General features: G+C 69.3%; 15 protein-coding genes. 8 read left to right on the top strand and 7 right to left on the bottom strand.

Annotated features, from left to right (window positions below):
• Window positions 1-29: 29 nt before the first annotated feature.
• Entirely contained in the window at window positions 30-1517 is a 1488-nt protein-coding gene (gene pdtaS, locus K3U94_RS16710; RefSeq protein WP_047318896.1) for a two-component system sensor histidine kinase PdtaS, read from the top strand.
• 70 nt (window positions 1518-1587) lie between these two features.
• Here pdtaS and K3U94_RS16705 read toward each other — a convergent pair whose 3' ends face one another.
• A complete protein-coding gene (locus tag K3U94_RS16705) occupies window positions 1588-1842 on the bottom strand; it encodes a WhiB family transcriptional regulator (RefSeq protein WP_024443658.1) in 255 nt (84 codons plus the stop codon).
• Window positions 1843-2096: 254 nt separating this feature from the next.
• On the bottom strand, window positions 2097-3062 hold the full coding sequence (locus tag K3U94_RS16700; RefSeq protein WP_220694436.1) for a diacylglycerol/lipid kinase family protein: 966 nt from the start codon (window positions 3060-3062) through the stop codon (window positions 2097-2099).
• Between the two features lie 28 nt (window positions 3063-3090).
• Here K3U94_RS16700 and K3U94_RS16695 point away from each other — a divergent pair, with 28 nt between their 5' ends.
• The gene (locus K3U94_RS16695) at window positions 3091-3510 is read left to right on the top strand and encodes a hypothetical protein (RefSeq protein WP_230987633.1); all 420 of its coding nucleotides are present in this window, start codon (window positions 3091-3093) and stop codon (window positions 3508-3510) included.
• Here K3U94_RS16695 and K3U94_RS16690 read toward each other — a convergent pair.
• On the bottom strand, window positions 3470-4528 hold the full coding sequence (locus K3U94_RS16690; protein WP_220694434.1) for an isochorismate synthase: 1059 nt from the start codon (window positions 4526-4528) through the stop codon (window positions 3470-3472). The two genes, K3U94_RS16695 and K3U94_RS16690, sit on opposite strands and share 41 nt — an antisense overlap.
• A gap of 83 nt (window positions 4529-4611) precedes the next feature.
• Window positions 4612-5217: an acid phosphatase gene (locus K3U94_RS16685; RefSeq protein WP_220694433.1), complete on the bottom strand. Its 606-nt coding sequence runs from the start codon at window positions 5215-5217 to the stop codon at window positions 4612-4614.
• A gap of 87 nt (window positions 5218-5304) precedes the next feature.
• On the opposite strand from K3U94_RS16685, the gene K3U94_RS16680 reads away from it, so the two are divergent.
• A complete protein-coding gene (locus K3U94_RS16680) occupies window positions 5305-6096 on the top strand; it encodes a ParA family protein (RefSeq protein WP_047318900.1) in 792 nt (263 codons plus the stop codon).
• 93 nt (window positions 6097-6189) lie between these two features.
• Here the strand turns inward: K3U94_RS16680 and K3U94_RS16675 are convergent, their stop codons facing one another.
• Both K3U94_RS16675 and K3U94_RS16670 read right to left on the bottom strand, forming a co-directional pair.
• On the bottom strand, window positions 6190-7425 hold the full coding sequence (locus K3U94_RS16675) for an Rv3212 family protein (RefSeq protein WP_220694432.1): 1236 nt from the start codon (window positions 7423-7425) through the stop codon (window positions 6190-6192).
• Window positions 7426-7439: 14 nt separating this feature from the next.
• The gene (locus K3U94_RS16670) at window positions 7440-8954 is read right to left on the bottom strand and encodes a DEAD/DEAH box helicase (RefSeq protein ID WP_220694431.1); all 1515 of its coding nucleotides are present in this window, start codon (window positions 8952-8954) and stop codon (window positions 7440-7442) included.
• 254 nt (window positions 8955-9208) lie between these two features.
• Between K3U94_RS16670 and K3U94_RS16665 the strand changes: the two genes are divergently transcribed.
• Window positions 9209-9904, top strand: coding sequence for a ferritin-like fold-containing protein (locus K3U94_RS16665; protein ID WP_220694430.1), 696 nt, complete (start codon window positions 9209-9211; stop codon window positions 9902-9904).
• 108 nt (window positions 9905-10012) lie between these two features.
• A complete protein-coding gene (locus tag K3U94_RS16660) occupies window positions 10013-10279 on the top strand; it encodes a DUF3107 domain-containing protein (RefSeq protein WP_047318904.1) in 267 nt (88 codons plus the stop codon).
• Here K3U94_RS16660 and fasR read toward each other — a convergent pair.
• Window positions 10276-10962, bottom strand: coding sequence for an HTH-type transcriptional activator FasR (fasR, locus tag K3U94_RS16655; RefSeq protein WP_047318905.1), 687 nt, complete (start codon window positions 10960-10962; stop codon window positions 10276-10278). The two genes, K3U94_RS16660 and fasR, sit on opposite strands and share 4 nt — an antisense overlap.
• Before the next feature lie 202 nt (window positions 10963-11164).
• Between fasR and K3U94_RS16650 the strand changes: the two genes are divergently transcribed.
• From K3U94_RS16650 to K3U94_RS16640, 3 genes are all read left to right on the top strand, one after another.
• Window positions 11165-12199 (top strand): DUF3152 domain-containing protein, encoded by a 1035-nt coding sequence (locus K3U94_RS16650; RefSeq protein WP_047318906.1) that lies wholly within the window; start codon window positions 11165-11167, stop codon window positions 12197-12199.
• A 101-nt stretch (window positions 12200-12300) separates the two neighbouring features.
• The gene (moeZ, locus tag K3U94_RS16645; RefSeq protein WP_220694429.1) at window positions 12301-13494 is read left to right on the top strand and encodes an adenylyltransferase/sulfurtransferase MoeZ; all 1194 of its coding nucleotides are present in this window, start codon (window positions 12301-12303) and stop codon (window positions 13492-13494) included.
• A 91-nt stretch (window positions 13495-13585) separates the two neighbouring features.
• On the top strand, window positions 13586-14440 hold the full coding sequence (locus tag K3U94_RS16640) for a TIGR02569 family protein (RefSeq protein WP_047318908.1): 855 nt from the start codon (window positions 13586-13588) through the stop codon (window positions 14438-14440).
• Window positions 14441-14496 lie beyond the last annotated feature (56 nt).

Below are 14496 nucleotides of genomic sequence, written 5' to 3'. Positions count from 1 at the left end.
CAGCCGGCGTGAACGGCGCAATCTAGCCGATGTCCACACTCGGTGACCTGCTTGCCGAACACACCGTTTTGCCGGGCAGCGCGGTGGACCACCTGCATGCCGTGGTCGGGGAGTGGCAACTGCTGGCGGACTTGTCGTTTGCCGACTACCTGATGTGGGTGCGCCGCGATCTGGACGCCGGCGGTGCACTGGTTTGCGTGGCGCAGTGCCGGCCCAATACCGCGCCCACGGTGCTGCTCAGCGACGCCGTCGGCACCGTCGTCGCCCCGGAGTGGATACCGCTGGCGGTCGCGGCTTTCGAGTCCGGGGTGATTGGGCGGGAAGGCATTGCCGGACAACGCAATATGGAGGCGGTACCGGTACGCCACGGCGACCAGATCGTGGCCGTGCTGACCCACCAGACCGCGTTGACGGGCGGCCGCGAGTCCAGCCGGTTGGAAGCCGCCTATTTGGATTGCGCGGCCGACCTGGTGCACATGCTCTCCGAGGGCACCTTCCCCGACGTCGGTGACATCGCGGTGTCGCGCTCGAGTCCGCGGGTCGGAGACGGCTTCATCCGGCTGGCCGTCGACGGCACGGTCCGTTACGCCAGCCCGAACGCGGTGTCGGCCTACCACCGCATGGGCCTGGCCGCCGAGCTGGCCGGCCACGACCTGGTCGCGGTCACCCGGCCGCTGATCTCCGACCCGTTCGAGGCGCACGAGCTGGCCGAACATGTCCGTGAGTCGCTGTCCGGCGGGTCGAGCATGCGGTTCGAAGTCGACGCGGCCGGAGCGGTGGTGCTGCTGCGCACCCTGCCGCTGATCGTGCATGGCCAGCCGGCCGGGGCGGCGGTCCTGGTTCGCGACGTCACCGAGGTGAAGCGCCGCGACCGCGCGCTGCTTTCGAAGGACGCGACCATTCGAGAGATCCATCATCGGGTGAAGAACAACCTGCAGACCGTGGCGGCGTTGCTACGGCTACAGGCCCGCCGCACGGCCAGCACCGAAGGACGCGAGGCGCTACTGGAGTCGGTGCGGCGGGTGTCGTCGATCGCACTGGTCCACGAAGCGCTGTCGATGTCGGTCGACGAGGTGGTGAACCTTGACAAAGTGATCGACCGGATCCTGCCGATGATGAATGACGTTGCCAGCGTGGATATGCCGATCCATGTCGCCCGGATCGGGTCGATCGGCTCGCTGGACGCCGACCGGGCGACCGCGTTGATCATGGTGATCACCGAACTGGTGCAGAACGCGATCGAGCACGCCTTTTCCGCGGACGCAGACCGCCGTGCCGTGACGATCCGTGCCGAACGCTCGGCGCGTTGGCTCGACGTCGTGGTCCACGACGACGGTCACGGGTTGCCCGAAGGGTTCCGGCTGGAAACCTCTGACCGGCTCGGCCTGCAGATCGTCAACACGCTGGTGTCAGCGGAGCTCAACGGCTCGCTGACCGCCCAAGACGCGCCGGGCGGCGGGACCGAGATGGTGCTGCGTATCCCGGTCGGCGGTCGCCGCCTCCGTCAGGCGTGGTAAGACGACCCAGCCCGACACAAAACGACGCGGCCCCGACCAGGTCGGGGCCGCGTCGTCGTCGATCTGAGGGTCAGACCCCGCTGCGCGCCCGGGTGCGAGCGTTGCGACGCTTGAGCGCACGCCGCTCGTCTTCGCTCATGCCGCCCCACACGCCGGCGTCCTGGCCGGTCTCCAGCGCCCAGGTCAGGCACTCGGTGACCACCGAGCAACGGGTGCAGACCTGCTTAGCGGAAGCAATCTGGGCGAGAGCCGGCCCGCTGTTTCCCACCGGGAAGAACAGCTCCGGGTCCTCGTCGCGACAGACCGCCTTGTGGCGCCAATCCATAGGTCTCCAACTCCTTACTTTGCGCGCAGCGAGGTGCGCTATTGCTTTTCGGCTCTTATAAGCGGCGCAAGAAATCAGTACGGCTTGCATCCGATCGCTCGATCGTTTCACAGCCTGGACAGATGTCAAGGGTGCGCTTTATCACGTGGCCAACGTCACGTTTGCGCGGGGCTGCTCCCAGCGCGCCGGCGCGGATGTACTACAGTGGACCTAACTGTGCGCTCATCGAGCAATTTGAGCGCTATCTCCGCAGGTCAGCGGGATTTCTTTGCCGGAGGGGCGACGACGCTCAGCGCGTCGGGAACCGCACGGAACGTCATCGTGGTACGCAGCCCGAGATATTCGCCATCGATTTGAGTCGCGATCGGTGTGTCGCCCGCGTCCACCCGCAGCGCGGCCACGTCGTCGTCGCGGATGAGCTGTTTGGCGCGCAGCTTCGGTCGTTTCGACAGCATCTGCCGGACCAGCCTCAGCGTGGGTACAACCTTCATGCTGGTGGTCGCGAACACGCCCATTCCCGACTCAAAGGTGGTGTCGGGGTTGGTCCATACGCACCGCTCGTCGGCATAGGTCCACGGGGCGCAGTTCGAGACGAACACGAAATGCACCCCTTCGACCGGCTGGTCGTCGCCCAGTTGCAGCGTCAGCGTCGGCGCGCGGCGGGTGGTCGCCAGCACCGCGGGGACCGCCGCGCGGATATAGCGCAGCGCGGTGACGGCGTGGCCCTTCTCGCGTTCGGCTTCCACCGCGGCCACCACCTCGCCGTCGACGCCCATCCCGGCGTTGAGGACCGACCACCGCTCGCCGCAGTCGATGAGGCCGATCCGGCGCCACACCGGGTCGCCCCCGGGGGGGTTGATCAGCTCGATGAGCTGGTTGGTGGCGGCGATCGGGTCGGCCGCGATGCCCAGCGAACGGGCGAACACGTTCGCCGATCCGCCGGGCACCACCGCTACCGCGGGCAGGTGTGCCGGCGGCGGCGAACCAGGTGTCCCGAGCAGGCCGTTCACCACGCCGTGCACGGTTCCGTCGCCACCGTGCGCGATGACCAGCTCGATGCCGTCCCGGCACGCGGCCTGACTGATCTCGATGGCGTGACCGCGATAGTCGGTGTGCACCACGGTCAGGTCGAGTCGGCTCTTGAGCGCGTGGGCGAGTAGGTCTCGACCGGCCGGCGTAGTGGATGTGGCATTGGGGTTGACGATCAGCACGGCACGCACGGGGTATCAGTCTATGGGCAACCGGGAGATGGGATCGGGTGGCTACGCTGGCGGCGTGAAAGCCGTCGCTGACTCACCGCGTGCTGTATTCGGCGCGGGCCTGATCGTCGCAGTGCAGGGCGCGGCCGCGCTGGCAGTCGCGGTGGTGCTGGTGCTGCGGGCACTGGCCGGTGCGGATCAGCATGACGCCAACGGCTACGGCACCGCGGCGTGGTTCGCGCTGGTTGGCGCCGCCGTCTCGGCAGCCGGTTGGGCGCTGCTACGCGGCCGGCGGGTCGGGCGCGGCATGGCGGTGTTCGCCAATCTGCTCCTGCTGCCGGTCGCCTGGTATCTGGGGGTGGGTTCACACCGCTGGGGCTACGGTGTCGTGGTCGGCGTGGCGGCCGTGGCGGTGCTCGCGGCGTTGTTCAGTCCGGCGGCGCTGCGCTGGGCGGAACGACGCCCATAGCCGACAGGATCGTGCCGAACTTCGTCACGGTTTCGGCCAGTTCCTCGTCCGGGTCGGATTCGGCGACGATCCCGCCGCCGGCATGGGCCAGCGCGGATCGGCGGTCGGCGGACAGTTGTGCGCAGCGGATCGAAACCACCCATCGGCCGTCGCCGTCGGCGTCGCACCAGCCGACCGCGCCGGCGTAAAAGCCCCGGTCGCCCTCCAGCTCGGTGATGAGGTCGACCGCGGCGCCGGTCGGTACCCCGCCGACGGCGGCCGTCGGGTGCAGTGCCAGCGCCAAATCCAGCGCGGTGGTGGCGGTGTCGCGCAACCGGCCGCTGATGGGCGTGTTCAGGTGCCACACCGCGGCGGTGCTGCTGAGCTGCGGCGCCGGCGCGACGTCGAGGTCGGTGCACAGTGGCTCGAGGGCCGCACGCAGCTGGTCGACGACCAGCTGATGCTCGTGGCGGTTCTTGCCGGACTCGGCCAGCGCGGCCCCGTTGGCGGCGTCGATTTTCCCGTCGGGGGAGCGCGGCGCCGAACCGGCGAAGGGCCGGCAGGTCACGCGGTCTCCGTCGCGGGCGACCAACAACTCCGGGCTGGCGCCGACCAGCACCGCGCCGGCGTAGCCTTCCCCGGCCGCACTCAGGTCGACCAGATAGCCGTAGCCGCTCGGGTCAGCGGCGACCAACCGGCGCAGCACGGTGCCGGCATCCAGCGGGGCGTCGGCGGCCAGGCGCAGCCCGCGGGCCAGCACCACCTTGTGTAGGGCGCTGCGCGGGGCGGTCAGCTCCGCCAGGGCCCGGCAGATCCGGGCGCGGTGCTCGTCGGGAGGCGGAATCTGCGCGACGACACGGACCGCCGGCAGCGCCGCGCCGGGCGCCAGCGGCAGCGCGTCGTCGCGCCGCACCCCCTGGGGGACGAACAGGGCCGCCGCGGCATCCGGGCGGAAAGGTAACGCGCCCACCACTATCGATGCGTCGCCAGCAGACAGTGCGGCTTGGGCGGCGGCGACATCGGCGAACCCGGTTGTCATCGCGTCGGCTGACAGTGTCCCGGCGGGTCCGGAAAGCACAAATGCCGGCGTTGTCGACGACAGCGGTTCGGGCGGCGGCGTCCTCAAAGTCCGGAGGCTTTCGGCCCGGTCAGCCCGAGTGCGACGAGCTGGCGCACCCCATGCTCGAACCCACAGACGGCCAGTGACGCCACGGCCATCCCGAACCGCGCTCCGTCGGCCAACGGCAGCTCGAGCCAACGGGCGATCACCGCCCGGGAGAAGTGGCCGTGTCCGACGAAAACCACGTCACGCGAGGCGAGTTGCCGCAGTGCGACCGCAACCATCCGGTCGGCGCGATCGCTGACCTGCGCCACCGTCTCACCGCCGGCACTGCCGTGCGTCCAGATCAGCCAGTCGGATTCGGTCTGGCGGATCTGCGCGGTGGTCAGCCCTTCGTAGCGGCCGTAGTCCCACTCGGCGAGGTCGTCGGAGATCTCATCGACGTGCAGTCCGGCCAGCTCGGCGGAGATCTGGGTGCGGCGGCGCGGGCTGCAGATCACCAGCGGGTTGTCCAGCGCAAGCTCGGCCAGTGTCGCGCGGGCGGCGACGGCTTGGCGCCGGCCCACCTCGGTCAACTCCAGATCGGTGCGCCCGGTGTGCCGACCGCATTGGGACCACTCGGTTTCGCCGTGACGCAGCAGCAGAAGTCGGTGCTCCTCGATCCCCACGCCCGTCGATTCTGCCCGACGGCGGACATCGGCGGGCGTTTGGTGCTTCGGGGAGCCAAGCCGTGCCAGTATGTCGGTGTGACGGGGATGCGGATCTTGGCGGTTGCCAACCAGAAAGGCGGCGTGGCCAAGACCACGACGGTGGCGTCGCTGGGTGCGGCGATGGCCGAACTGGGCCGGCGGGTGTTGCTGGTCGACCTCGACCCGCAGGGCTGCCTGACCTTCTCCCTGGGACATGACCCCGACAAGCTGCCGGTGTCGGTGCACGAAGTGCTGCTCGGTGACGTGGAACCCAACACGGCATTGGTGCCGACCGCCGAGGGGATGACGTTGCTGCCGGCCAACATCGACCTGGCCGGCGCCGAGGCGATGCTGCTGATGCGGGCCGGCCGGGAGTACGCCCTGCAGCGGGCACTGGCCAAACTGGAAGACGAGTTCGATGTGGTGGTCATCGACTGCCCGCCGTCACTGGGTGTGCTGACCCTCAACGGTCTCACGGCGGCCGGTGAGGTGATCGTGCCGCTGCAGTGCGAGACCTTGGCCCATCGCGGTGTCGGCCAATTCCTGCGCACCGTCGCCGATGTCCAGCAGATCACCAACCCGAAGCTGCGCCTGCTGGGAGCCTTGCCGACGCTCTACGACTCGCGCACCACCCACAGCCGCGACGTGCTGCTCGACATCGCCGACCGCTACGACCTGCCGGTGCTGGCCCCGCCGATCCCGCGGACGGTGCGTTTCGCCGAGGCCAGCGCATCGGGTGCGTCGGTGATCGCCGCGCGCAAAAACAAGGGCGCGCAGGCCTATCGGCAGCTGGCCGAGGCGTTGCTCAAGTACTGGAAGAACGGCAAGACGCTGCCCACCTTCACCCCCGAGGTCTAGCCCCTTCTTGCGCGACGGTGCGCGTCTGCACGCCGACACGCCGGTCCGCGAGGTACAACTGTGCACCCTCGCGCGGGCGGATTTGGGCCGCCATCAACCCAGCGCGACCACGGTGTCGCCGCGCTGCTCCAGCACCGTCGGCCCCGACACCGCCGGAAACACCGCTGAGACCCCGGGCGGGCGGCTGACCGGGATGATCCGTTCGGCAGCGCCGGTGTTCTGGTCGAAGACGCCGACCCCGTCGGTCACCGGGATCAGCAGACGCCCGGCCATCGCCGCAGCCGGTCCCAGCGGAACCGCGGCGCCGGAGCGCGGAACGGTATAGCGGTAGGCCAGGGTTCCGGAGTCGAACACCATCACGGCATCGCCGGTCCACCAGCAGATCAACCCGGTGGGCCGCGATACCGGCAGGGCGGCGCTGTCGGGAGTGGGCTTGGCCGGCAGCAGAGTCTTGGCGATCGTGCTGCCGGTCTGGTCGACCACCTCGATCCGCGGCTGCGGGGTGGGCAGATAGACCGCGGTGTTGGCGCCGGCGTCCGAGTCGGTCACCGCAAGCACCCGGGCGCCGGAGTCGGCGGTCACGCCGTGCTCTGGGACGTGCTGGGTCTCCGGCTCGTCTTCTTCCTTCCCCGCGCGCAGCAGGGTCAGTTGCAGGTCGGTTTGGCCCGCACAAGCCTCCAAAACCGAGACCGCCGACGAGGCCGCCGCTGCCGAGACCAGGGTGCAGCCCTGTCCCCGGCCGCGCGCCGACGGTTTCACCCGGGCATCGATTTCCCCGTAGGACAGCACCCGGACCAGGTCCGAACGCCACAGTTCCAGGCGGGTGGAACCGGCAGAGAGCACCGCGCTGCCTTCGGAGGTGATCCGCACGGCCCGGTCGGCGTAGCCGGTTCGGGCCGGTCCGCGCAGGCCGTCGGCGGCCACGATCGAGCTGACCTGGCCGCAGCCGCGGGAGTCCGGATACACCGCGACGGCGTAACGGTAGATCCAGGACACCCCGCACAGGTCGACGTCGCGGGAGTAGCTCCAGCGCTCCTCCCCGGTGACCGGGTCACGCCCGCTCATCCGAGGGCCGTCGCCGGTGATCACCGTGCCGGAGACCAGCACCGGGGCCCACGTTGCCGGGCTGGCCGCTGTCCACAGCTGGGACAGCGCCGCGGGCACCATCGCGGCCGACGGGGGATTGGTCGCCGAGTCCGATGCCGGCCGGCTGACCGTGGCGCGGGCATCGCTGGTCCACCAGATGACCACTCCGACGACGACGATCACGACCGCGATCAGCGCCGCCGCGACCAGATCACCGGAGGTGCGGCGCTCGGGTCGCACCATCTCAGCGGCCCAGCTCAGCTGCCGTTCGCGGCAGTGGCCGCGGTCTTGTTCGGGCGACGGCGGCGACGACGACGCGGCGTACTGGGCCCGGTGGGCTCGGAGGTGGCGGCGGTGCCGGTCTCACCCGCCTCGAGGCTCTGCGACGCGCCGTCGGCCGTGCTCGCCTGACCGCCGCCTCGGGTGCGCCGCCGTGACCTGGTGGCGTTGCGGGGCGCCCGCTGGCGGTCCGCCGCGGTCTCGCGGGTCTCGTCCTCGGATCGCTTGGCCGGTGCCCGGCGTGCCTTGCCGATGGAGCCGCTGGCGTCGGTGGGAATGTTCAGCTCGGTGAACAGGTGCGGGGAGCTGGAATAGGTCTCCGACGGGTCCGGGCAGCACAGGTTGAGGGCCTTGTCGATCAGCGTCCAGCGGGGCAGCTCGTCCCAGTCGACCAGGGTGACGGCGACGCCGGTCTTGCCGGCGCGTCCGGTGCGGCCGATACGGTGCACGTAGGTCTTCTCGTCGTCGGGGCACTGGTAGTTGATGACGTGCGTGACGTCGTCGATGTCGATGCCGCGAGCGGCCACATCGGTGGCCACCAGCACGTCGATGTCGCCGGTGCGGAACGCCTTGAGTGCCTTCTCACGGGCTACCTGGTTGAGGTCGCCGTGCACTGCGCCCACTTTGAACCCGCGCTCATTGAGGTCGTCGGCGACCTTCTGGGCGGTCCGCTTGGTGCGGGTGAAGATCATCGTGGCGCCGCGGCCGCGGGCCTGCAGCACCCGCGCCACCAGTTCCGCCTTGTCCAGCGCGTGGGCCCGGTAGACGAACTGCTCGGTGGCGTCGTGCACGGCCGAGGAGTGCGGCGCCTCGGCGCGGATGTGGGTGGGCTGGTTCATGAAGCTGCGGGCCAGCGTGATGATCGGCCCCGGCATGGTGGCCGAGAACAGCATCGACTGCCGGTCGTCGGGGATGCGGGAGAGGATGCGCTCGATGTCGGGCAAGAAGCCCAGGTCCAGCATTTCGTCGGCTTCGTCGAGCACCAGCACCGACAGGCCGCCCAGCTGCAGGTGTCCCTGCTGGGCCAGGTCGAGCAGCCGGCCCGGGGTGCCCACCACCACGTCGGCGCCGGCCTGCAGTGCTTCGATCTGCGGTTCGTAGGGCCGGCCGCCGTAGATGGCCTGCACCGACAGGGGACGGTCTCCGGCGGTCAGGTATTTGGCCGCGTCGGCCAGGTCACCGGAGACCTGGATGCACAGCTCACGGGTGGGTACCACGACCAAGGCCCGGGGCGCCCCGGTCAGCGGCCGGTCCGGGCTGGTGGTGACCCGCTGCAGCAGCGGGATGCCGAAGCCGTAGGTCTTGCCCATGCCGGTGCGGGCCTGGCCGATCAAGTCATCGCCGGCCAGGGCCAGCGGCAGCGTCAGCTCCTGGATCGCGAAAGCGTGCTCGATACCGTCCTCGGCGAGTGCGCGGACGATCTCGTCGCGAACGCCCAGTTCGGCGAAGCTCGGAGGGGTGGTGGGGACGGTGGTGGAGATCAGTGGGGTCATGCGCGGGCAGATGCCTTTCGAAGTCGGCGCGGTATGTCAGTCGATCGCGGTGCGGGTCGGGGCGCACACACCGGAGACGGTCGATACTTGGCCCAAAATCGAAGGCACCGTCGGGGGCCCTGCACTCGGCGAGGAGGCGGGCCAACCGCGTGTACGCACATTGCGCGGCAGCGCCGAATAGGCACTGCCTGGCCTCATACTACCTGGTCGGGCCGGGCAGCGGGCCATCGGCGCGGAACGCCTACAGTGTGGTGATGAATTCGGTTCCCTCGGCCGACCCGGTGGCGCAGACTTCCCAGCCGCGGCTTTCGGCTGATCATCCCGGCGTCAACGAGCTTTTCGCGGCGCTGGCCTACGGCGAGGTGGCCGCGTTCTACCGGCTCACCGACGAGGCCCGCATGGCGCCCGACCTGCGCGGCCGGATCTCGATGGCGGCGATGGCTGCCGCGGAGATGGGCCACTTCGAACTGCTGCGTGAAGCCCTCGAAGGTCGCGGTGTCGACGTGGTCGCGGCGATGTCGAAATACGCTACCGCCCTTGACAATTACCATCGGCTGACGATGCCCAGCACCTGGCTGGAGGCATTGGTCAAGACCTACATCGGCGACGCGATGGCCGCGGACTTCTACCTGCAGATCGCCGACGGGCTCCCCGACGAGGTGGCCGACGTGGTGCGCGCGGTGCTCGCCGAGACCAAGCACTCGCAGTTCGTCGTCGACGAGGTGCGCGGCGCGGTCACGGCCAGCGCCAAACAACGCAGCCGGCTGGCGTTGTGGTCGCGCCGTCTGCTCGGTGAGGCGATCACCCAGGCCCAGTACGTGTTGGCCGACCGGGACGAACTCGTCGATCTGGTGGTGTCGGGGGCAGCCGGGCTGGCCCAGCTGGCCGGGTTCTTCGATCGCCTCCAACACACCCACGACGAGCGCATGCGCGAGCTGGGACTCGCCTAGCGGGCGACCGGCGCCGGTATCGCCGAGGGCGAACGGCCGGTGCGCACCAACCCGGTGCCCGTCCACTAGCCTGCTTAGCAACGCCCAACGCAAACGAAAGGGGCCGGCGTGGAGGTCAAGATCGGGGTCACCGACAGCGCGCGCGAACTGGTCATCACCAGTGCGCAGACGCCCGATGAAGTCGAAAAGCTGGTCGCCGCCGCGTTGGGTAAGGGCGCAGAGAGCGCGGGACTGCTGTCCCTCACGGACGAGAAGGGCCGCCGATTCCTGGTGCAGGCCGCCAAGATCGCCTATGTGGAGATCGGTGTTGCCGACAGTCGGCGGGTCGGTTTCGGGATCGGTGCCGACGCCGCTACCGGTGCCAATTCCTCTTAACGGTTAAGCGGCACGTGTGACAGGCCGCCCCAGGCGAACGCCACCGTCCCGTCGACGGCGTCTTCCTTGGAGATCGGGCGGTCACTGTCCAGCCAGTACCGGGCGCAGTCCACGCTGATCGCGACCAAACCCACCGCGACCATCCGGGCGCGGTGCGGGTCCAGGCCGGAGTCGTGGCTGACCAGGTCGAAAATCGCGTCGATGCACGACTCGGTGGCTACCCGCACCTGGACCGCGACCTGCGGTTCGGCCACGTTGTCGTTCTCGAAGATCAGCCGGTAGCCCTGGCTGTCATGCTCGATGAAGTCGAAGAAGGCCTGCACCGCCGACCGCAGCCGCTGGCGGTTGTCGGTGGTGGTGCGCAGTGCCTGGCGGACACCGGAGACCAGGTTCTCCACGTGCCGGGCCAGCACCGCCAGGTACAGCTCCAGCTTCGACGCGAAGTGCTGGTAGAGGATCGGTTTGCTGACACCGGCCCGCTCGGCGATCTCATCCATGCCGGCGGCGTGGTAGCCGCGGTCGACGAATACATCACTGGCGGCGATCAGCAGCTGACCGCGGCGCTCGTCGCGGGGCAGTCGGCTGCCCCGGCGACCGCCGGCAGCCGACGCCTTGGCGCCGCCCGAGCTGCGGCCCGTCGACTTGGCGGCGTCCCGCTCGGCCGTGTCGATCGGTTTGCTCATCGACTCCTCAATCCGGTTCGGCCGGCCGCCGGGATCAGGTACTCGACGGTCGGTGCGTGAGAGCGAGACTACGCGCTGCGCCCGTCACATCCACCAGCGACATCCGTCAATCGGCTGCCGATCGCCATTTCGAACCCCTCGCGGCACCCCTCCTGGCGTGCCGCAGAGTCCCAGCTCGCGGACCTTGTGCCATTCTGGGACGGTGACCTACGACCCGGGGCGGAGCGGCGGCGGTCGAGCCCCGGTGCTACGGGATCGCTTCCGCGAGCCCCTGCGCGCCCAGCGTGACCCGCTCGCGGCCGGCGCCGGGCGGCTGCGGTCCGACCGTGATGTGCACCGCCAGTGGCGCAAGCAGACCTGGCTGGGCAGGTTCGTGTCCACCTACGGCTGGCGCGCCTATGCGCTACCGGTGCTCATGGCGCTCACCGTCGTGGTGGTCTATCAGACCGTGACCGGCACGGGAGTGCGTACTCACGCCGCCGACGAGTCGGTTCAGGGCCCGCCGACGATCGGATCGTCGGGCACATCGATCATCGGTGCGCCGCCGCGCGGCCTCACCGAGTTCGACGTCAACCTGCCGACCGGAGTGCTGCCCAACGGCGGTCCGTTCACCGAAGCGGGTGACATGACCTGGCACGTCATACCGGGCACGGAGCCGGCATTCGGACAGGGCACCGAGAAGGTGTTCGCCTACACCATCGAGGTGGAGAACGGCATCGACACCACCGCGTTCGGCGGCGACGAGGCATTCGCCCGGATGGTCGACCAGACCCTGCGCAACCCCAAGGGATGGACGCACACCCCGCAGATCGGGTTCGTGCGGGTCGACGCTGCGGGTCCGATTGCCCCGGATTTCCGGATTTCGCTGACCTCGCCGATCACGGTCCGGGAGGGCTGCGGCTACGAGATTCCGCTGGAAGCGTCCTGCTACAACCCGTCCTACGGGGCAAGGTCGGAGCCGCGGGTCTTCATCAACGAAGCCCGCTGGGTTCGCGGTGCCGTGCCCTTTCAGGGCGACATCGGGTCCTACCGGCAATACCTGATCAACCACGAGGTCGGTCACGCCCTCGGCTACCAGCACCATGAACCGTGTGAGAGGCAGGACGGGCTGGCGCCGGTGATGATGCAGCAGACGTTCGGCACCTCCAATGACGACGCGGCGAAGTTCGACCCGGACTGGGTCAAGCCCGACGGAAAGACCTGCCGTTTCAACCCCTGGCCGTCCCCGATCGCCTGAGCCGGCCAAGCTGCCCCACGGGAAGCTTCACGCGCGGTTTGTCGTTGCCCCCACCAGCTGCTGTGATGGGTTGGCGGACGCGACGTTGAGGAGATTGCCCGGTGCCGATATCACTGCCGCCGCTGGTGGAACCGGCCGGCGAGCTGACCAGGGATGAAGTAGCGCGCTACAGCCGCCACCTGATCATTCCCGACGTCGGCGTGCAGGGGCAGAAACGACTCAAGAACGCCCGCGTGCTGGTGATCGGCGCCGGGGGACTGGGCGCGCCGACGCTGCTGTACCTGGCGGCCGCCGGCGTCGGCACCCTCGGGATCGTCGACTTCGATGTGGTCGAAGAGTCGAACCTGCAGCGCCAGGTCATCCACGGGGTCTCCGACATCGGCCGTGCCAAAGCCGAGAGCGCCCGTGACTCGATCGCCGAGGTCAACCCGCTGGTACGGGTGCAGCTGCACCAGGTGCGGCTGGATCGGTCCAACGCCGTCGACCTGTTCGCGCAGTACGACCTGATCCTGGACGGCACCGACAACTTCGCCACCCGCTACCTGGTCAACGACGCGGCGGTGTTGGCGCACAAGCCCTACATCTGGGGGTCGATCTACCGCTTCGAGGGCCAGGTGTCGGTGTTCTGGGAGGACGCCCCGGCCGATGAGGCCGGCAATGAGCGCGGCCTGAACTACCGCGATCTGTACCCCGAGCCCCCGCCGCCGGGAATGGTGCCGTCGTGCGCCGAGGGCGGTGTGCTCGGGGTGCTGTGCGCCTCGATCGGGTCGGTGATGGGCACCGAAGCGATCAAGCTGATCACCGGCATCGGAGAACCGCTGCTGGGGCGGCTGATGATCTACGACGCCCTGGAGATGAGCTACCGCACCATTGCGATCCGCAAGGATCCCGCCACGCCCAAGATCACCGAGTTGATCGACTACGACGCGTTCTGCGGTGCGGTCTCCGAGGAGGCGGCCGCAGCGGCCGCCGGGTCCACGATCACCCCGGCCGAGCTGCGCGAGCTGCTCGACTCCGGGCAACCGCTGGCACTGATCGACGTGCGCGAGCCGGGCGAGTGGGCGATCAACCGTATCGAGGGTGCACAGCTGGTCCCGCAGTCGACGATCAACACCGGTGAGGGCCTGGCGAAGCTGCCGCAGGACCGAATGTCGGTGCTGTACTGCAAGACCGGTGTCCGCTCGGCCCAGGCCCTAGCCGCCCTGAAGAAGGCCGGGTTTGGCAACGCGGTCCATCTGCAGGGGGGAATTGTGGCCTGGGCCAAGCAGATGCAGCCCGACATGGTCATGTACTGAGCGCTATAGCTCGGACGAGCCCCCGCCAATAGCGGTGACCCGCCGCGCCCGGCTCCGCCGTGCTTGCGATCACCGCGGTTAGTCTTATCGCGTGACCATCGAGCCGCCGCCCGAACATGTGCTGGCGACGTTCGGTATTCGTAACGTTTCGCCCACACCGCTCGGTGCCGGCTGGGAAGACGGCTGGAAATGCGGGGAAGTGGTCCTGTCGATGGTCGCCGACCATGCCCGGGCCGCGTGGTCGGCGAAAGTCCGCGAGACCCTGTTCGCGGACGGCATCCGATTGGCCCGCCCGGTGCGCTCCACCGACGGACGTTACGTGGTGTCGGGCTGGCGAGCCGACACCTTCGTCGGCGGCAGCCCCGAGCCGCGCCATGACGAGGTGGTGTCGGCGGCGGTCCGGCTGCACGAAGCCACCTCCAAGTTGGAGCGGCCCCGTTTCTTGACCCAGGCGCCGGTGGCGCCGTGGGCTGACGTCGACGTGTTCATCGCCGCGGACCGGGCGGCCTGGGAGGAGCGTCCGTTCGCCTCGCTGCAGGCCGGTGCCCGGCTGGCCCCGGGCTCGGTGGACGGCCAGCGGTCGATCGACCTGATCAACCAGCTGGCGACCTTGCGCAAACCCACCAAGAGCCCCAGTCAGTTGGTGCACGGCGACTTGTACGGCACGGTGCTGTTCTCCGGCGCCGCGGCGCCCGGCGTCACCGACATCACACCCTACTGGCGACCGGCCTCGTGGGCCGCCGGGGTGGTGGTGGTGGATGCCCTGTCGTGGGGTGATGCCGACGACGGGCTGATCGAACGCTGGGAAACACTGCCCGAGTGGCCGCAGATGTTGCTGCGCGCGTTGATGTTCCGGCTTGCCGTACACGCGCTGCATCCGCGTTCGACCGAGGAGGCGTTTCCCGGGCTGGCCCGCACTGCGGCGCTGGTGCGGCTGGCGCTCTAGCTTTCTCGTTGCTCGCCGCTCGCCGAACGTGCACTCAGTACGGGATTTCGGCGAAT

This window comes from Mycolicibacter heraklionensis, assembly GCF_019645815.1.
Lineage (GTDB): Bacteria > Actinomycetota > Actinomycetes > Mycobacteriales > Mycobacteriaceae > Mycobacterium > Mycobacterium heraklionense.
Note: the sequence above shows the minus strand (reverse complement) of the source record. Positions and strands in the feature narration are given on the sequence as shown.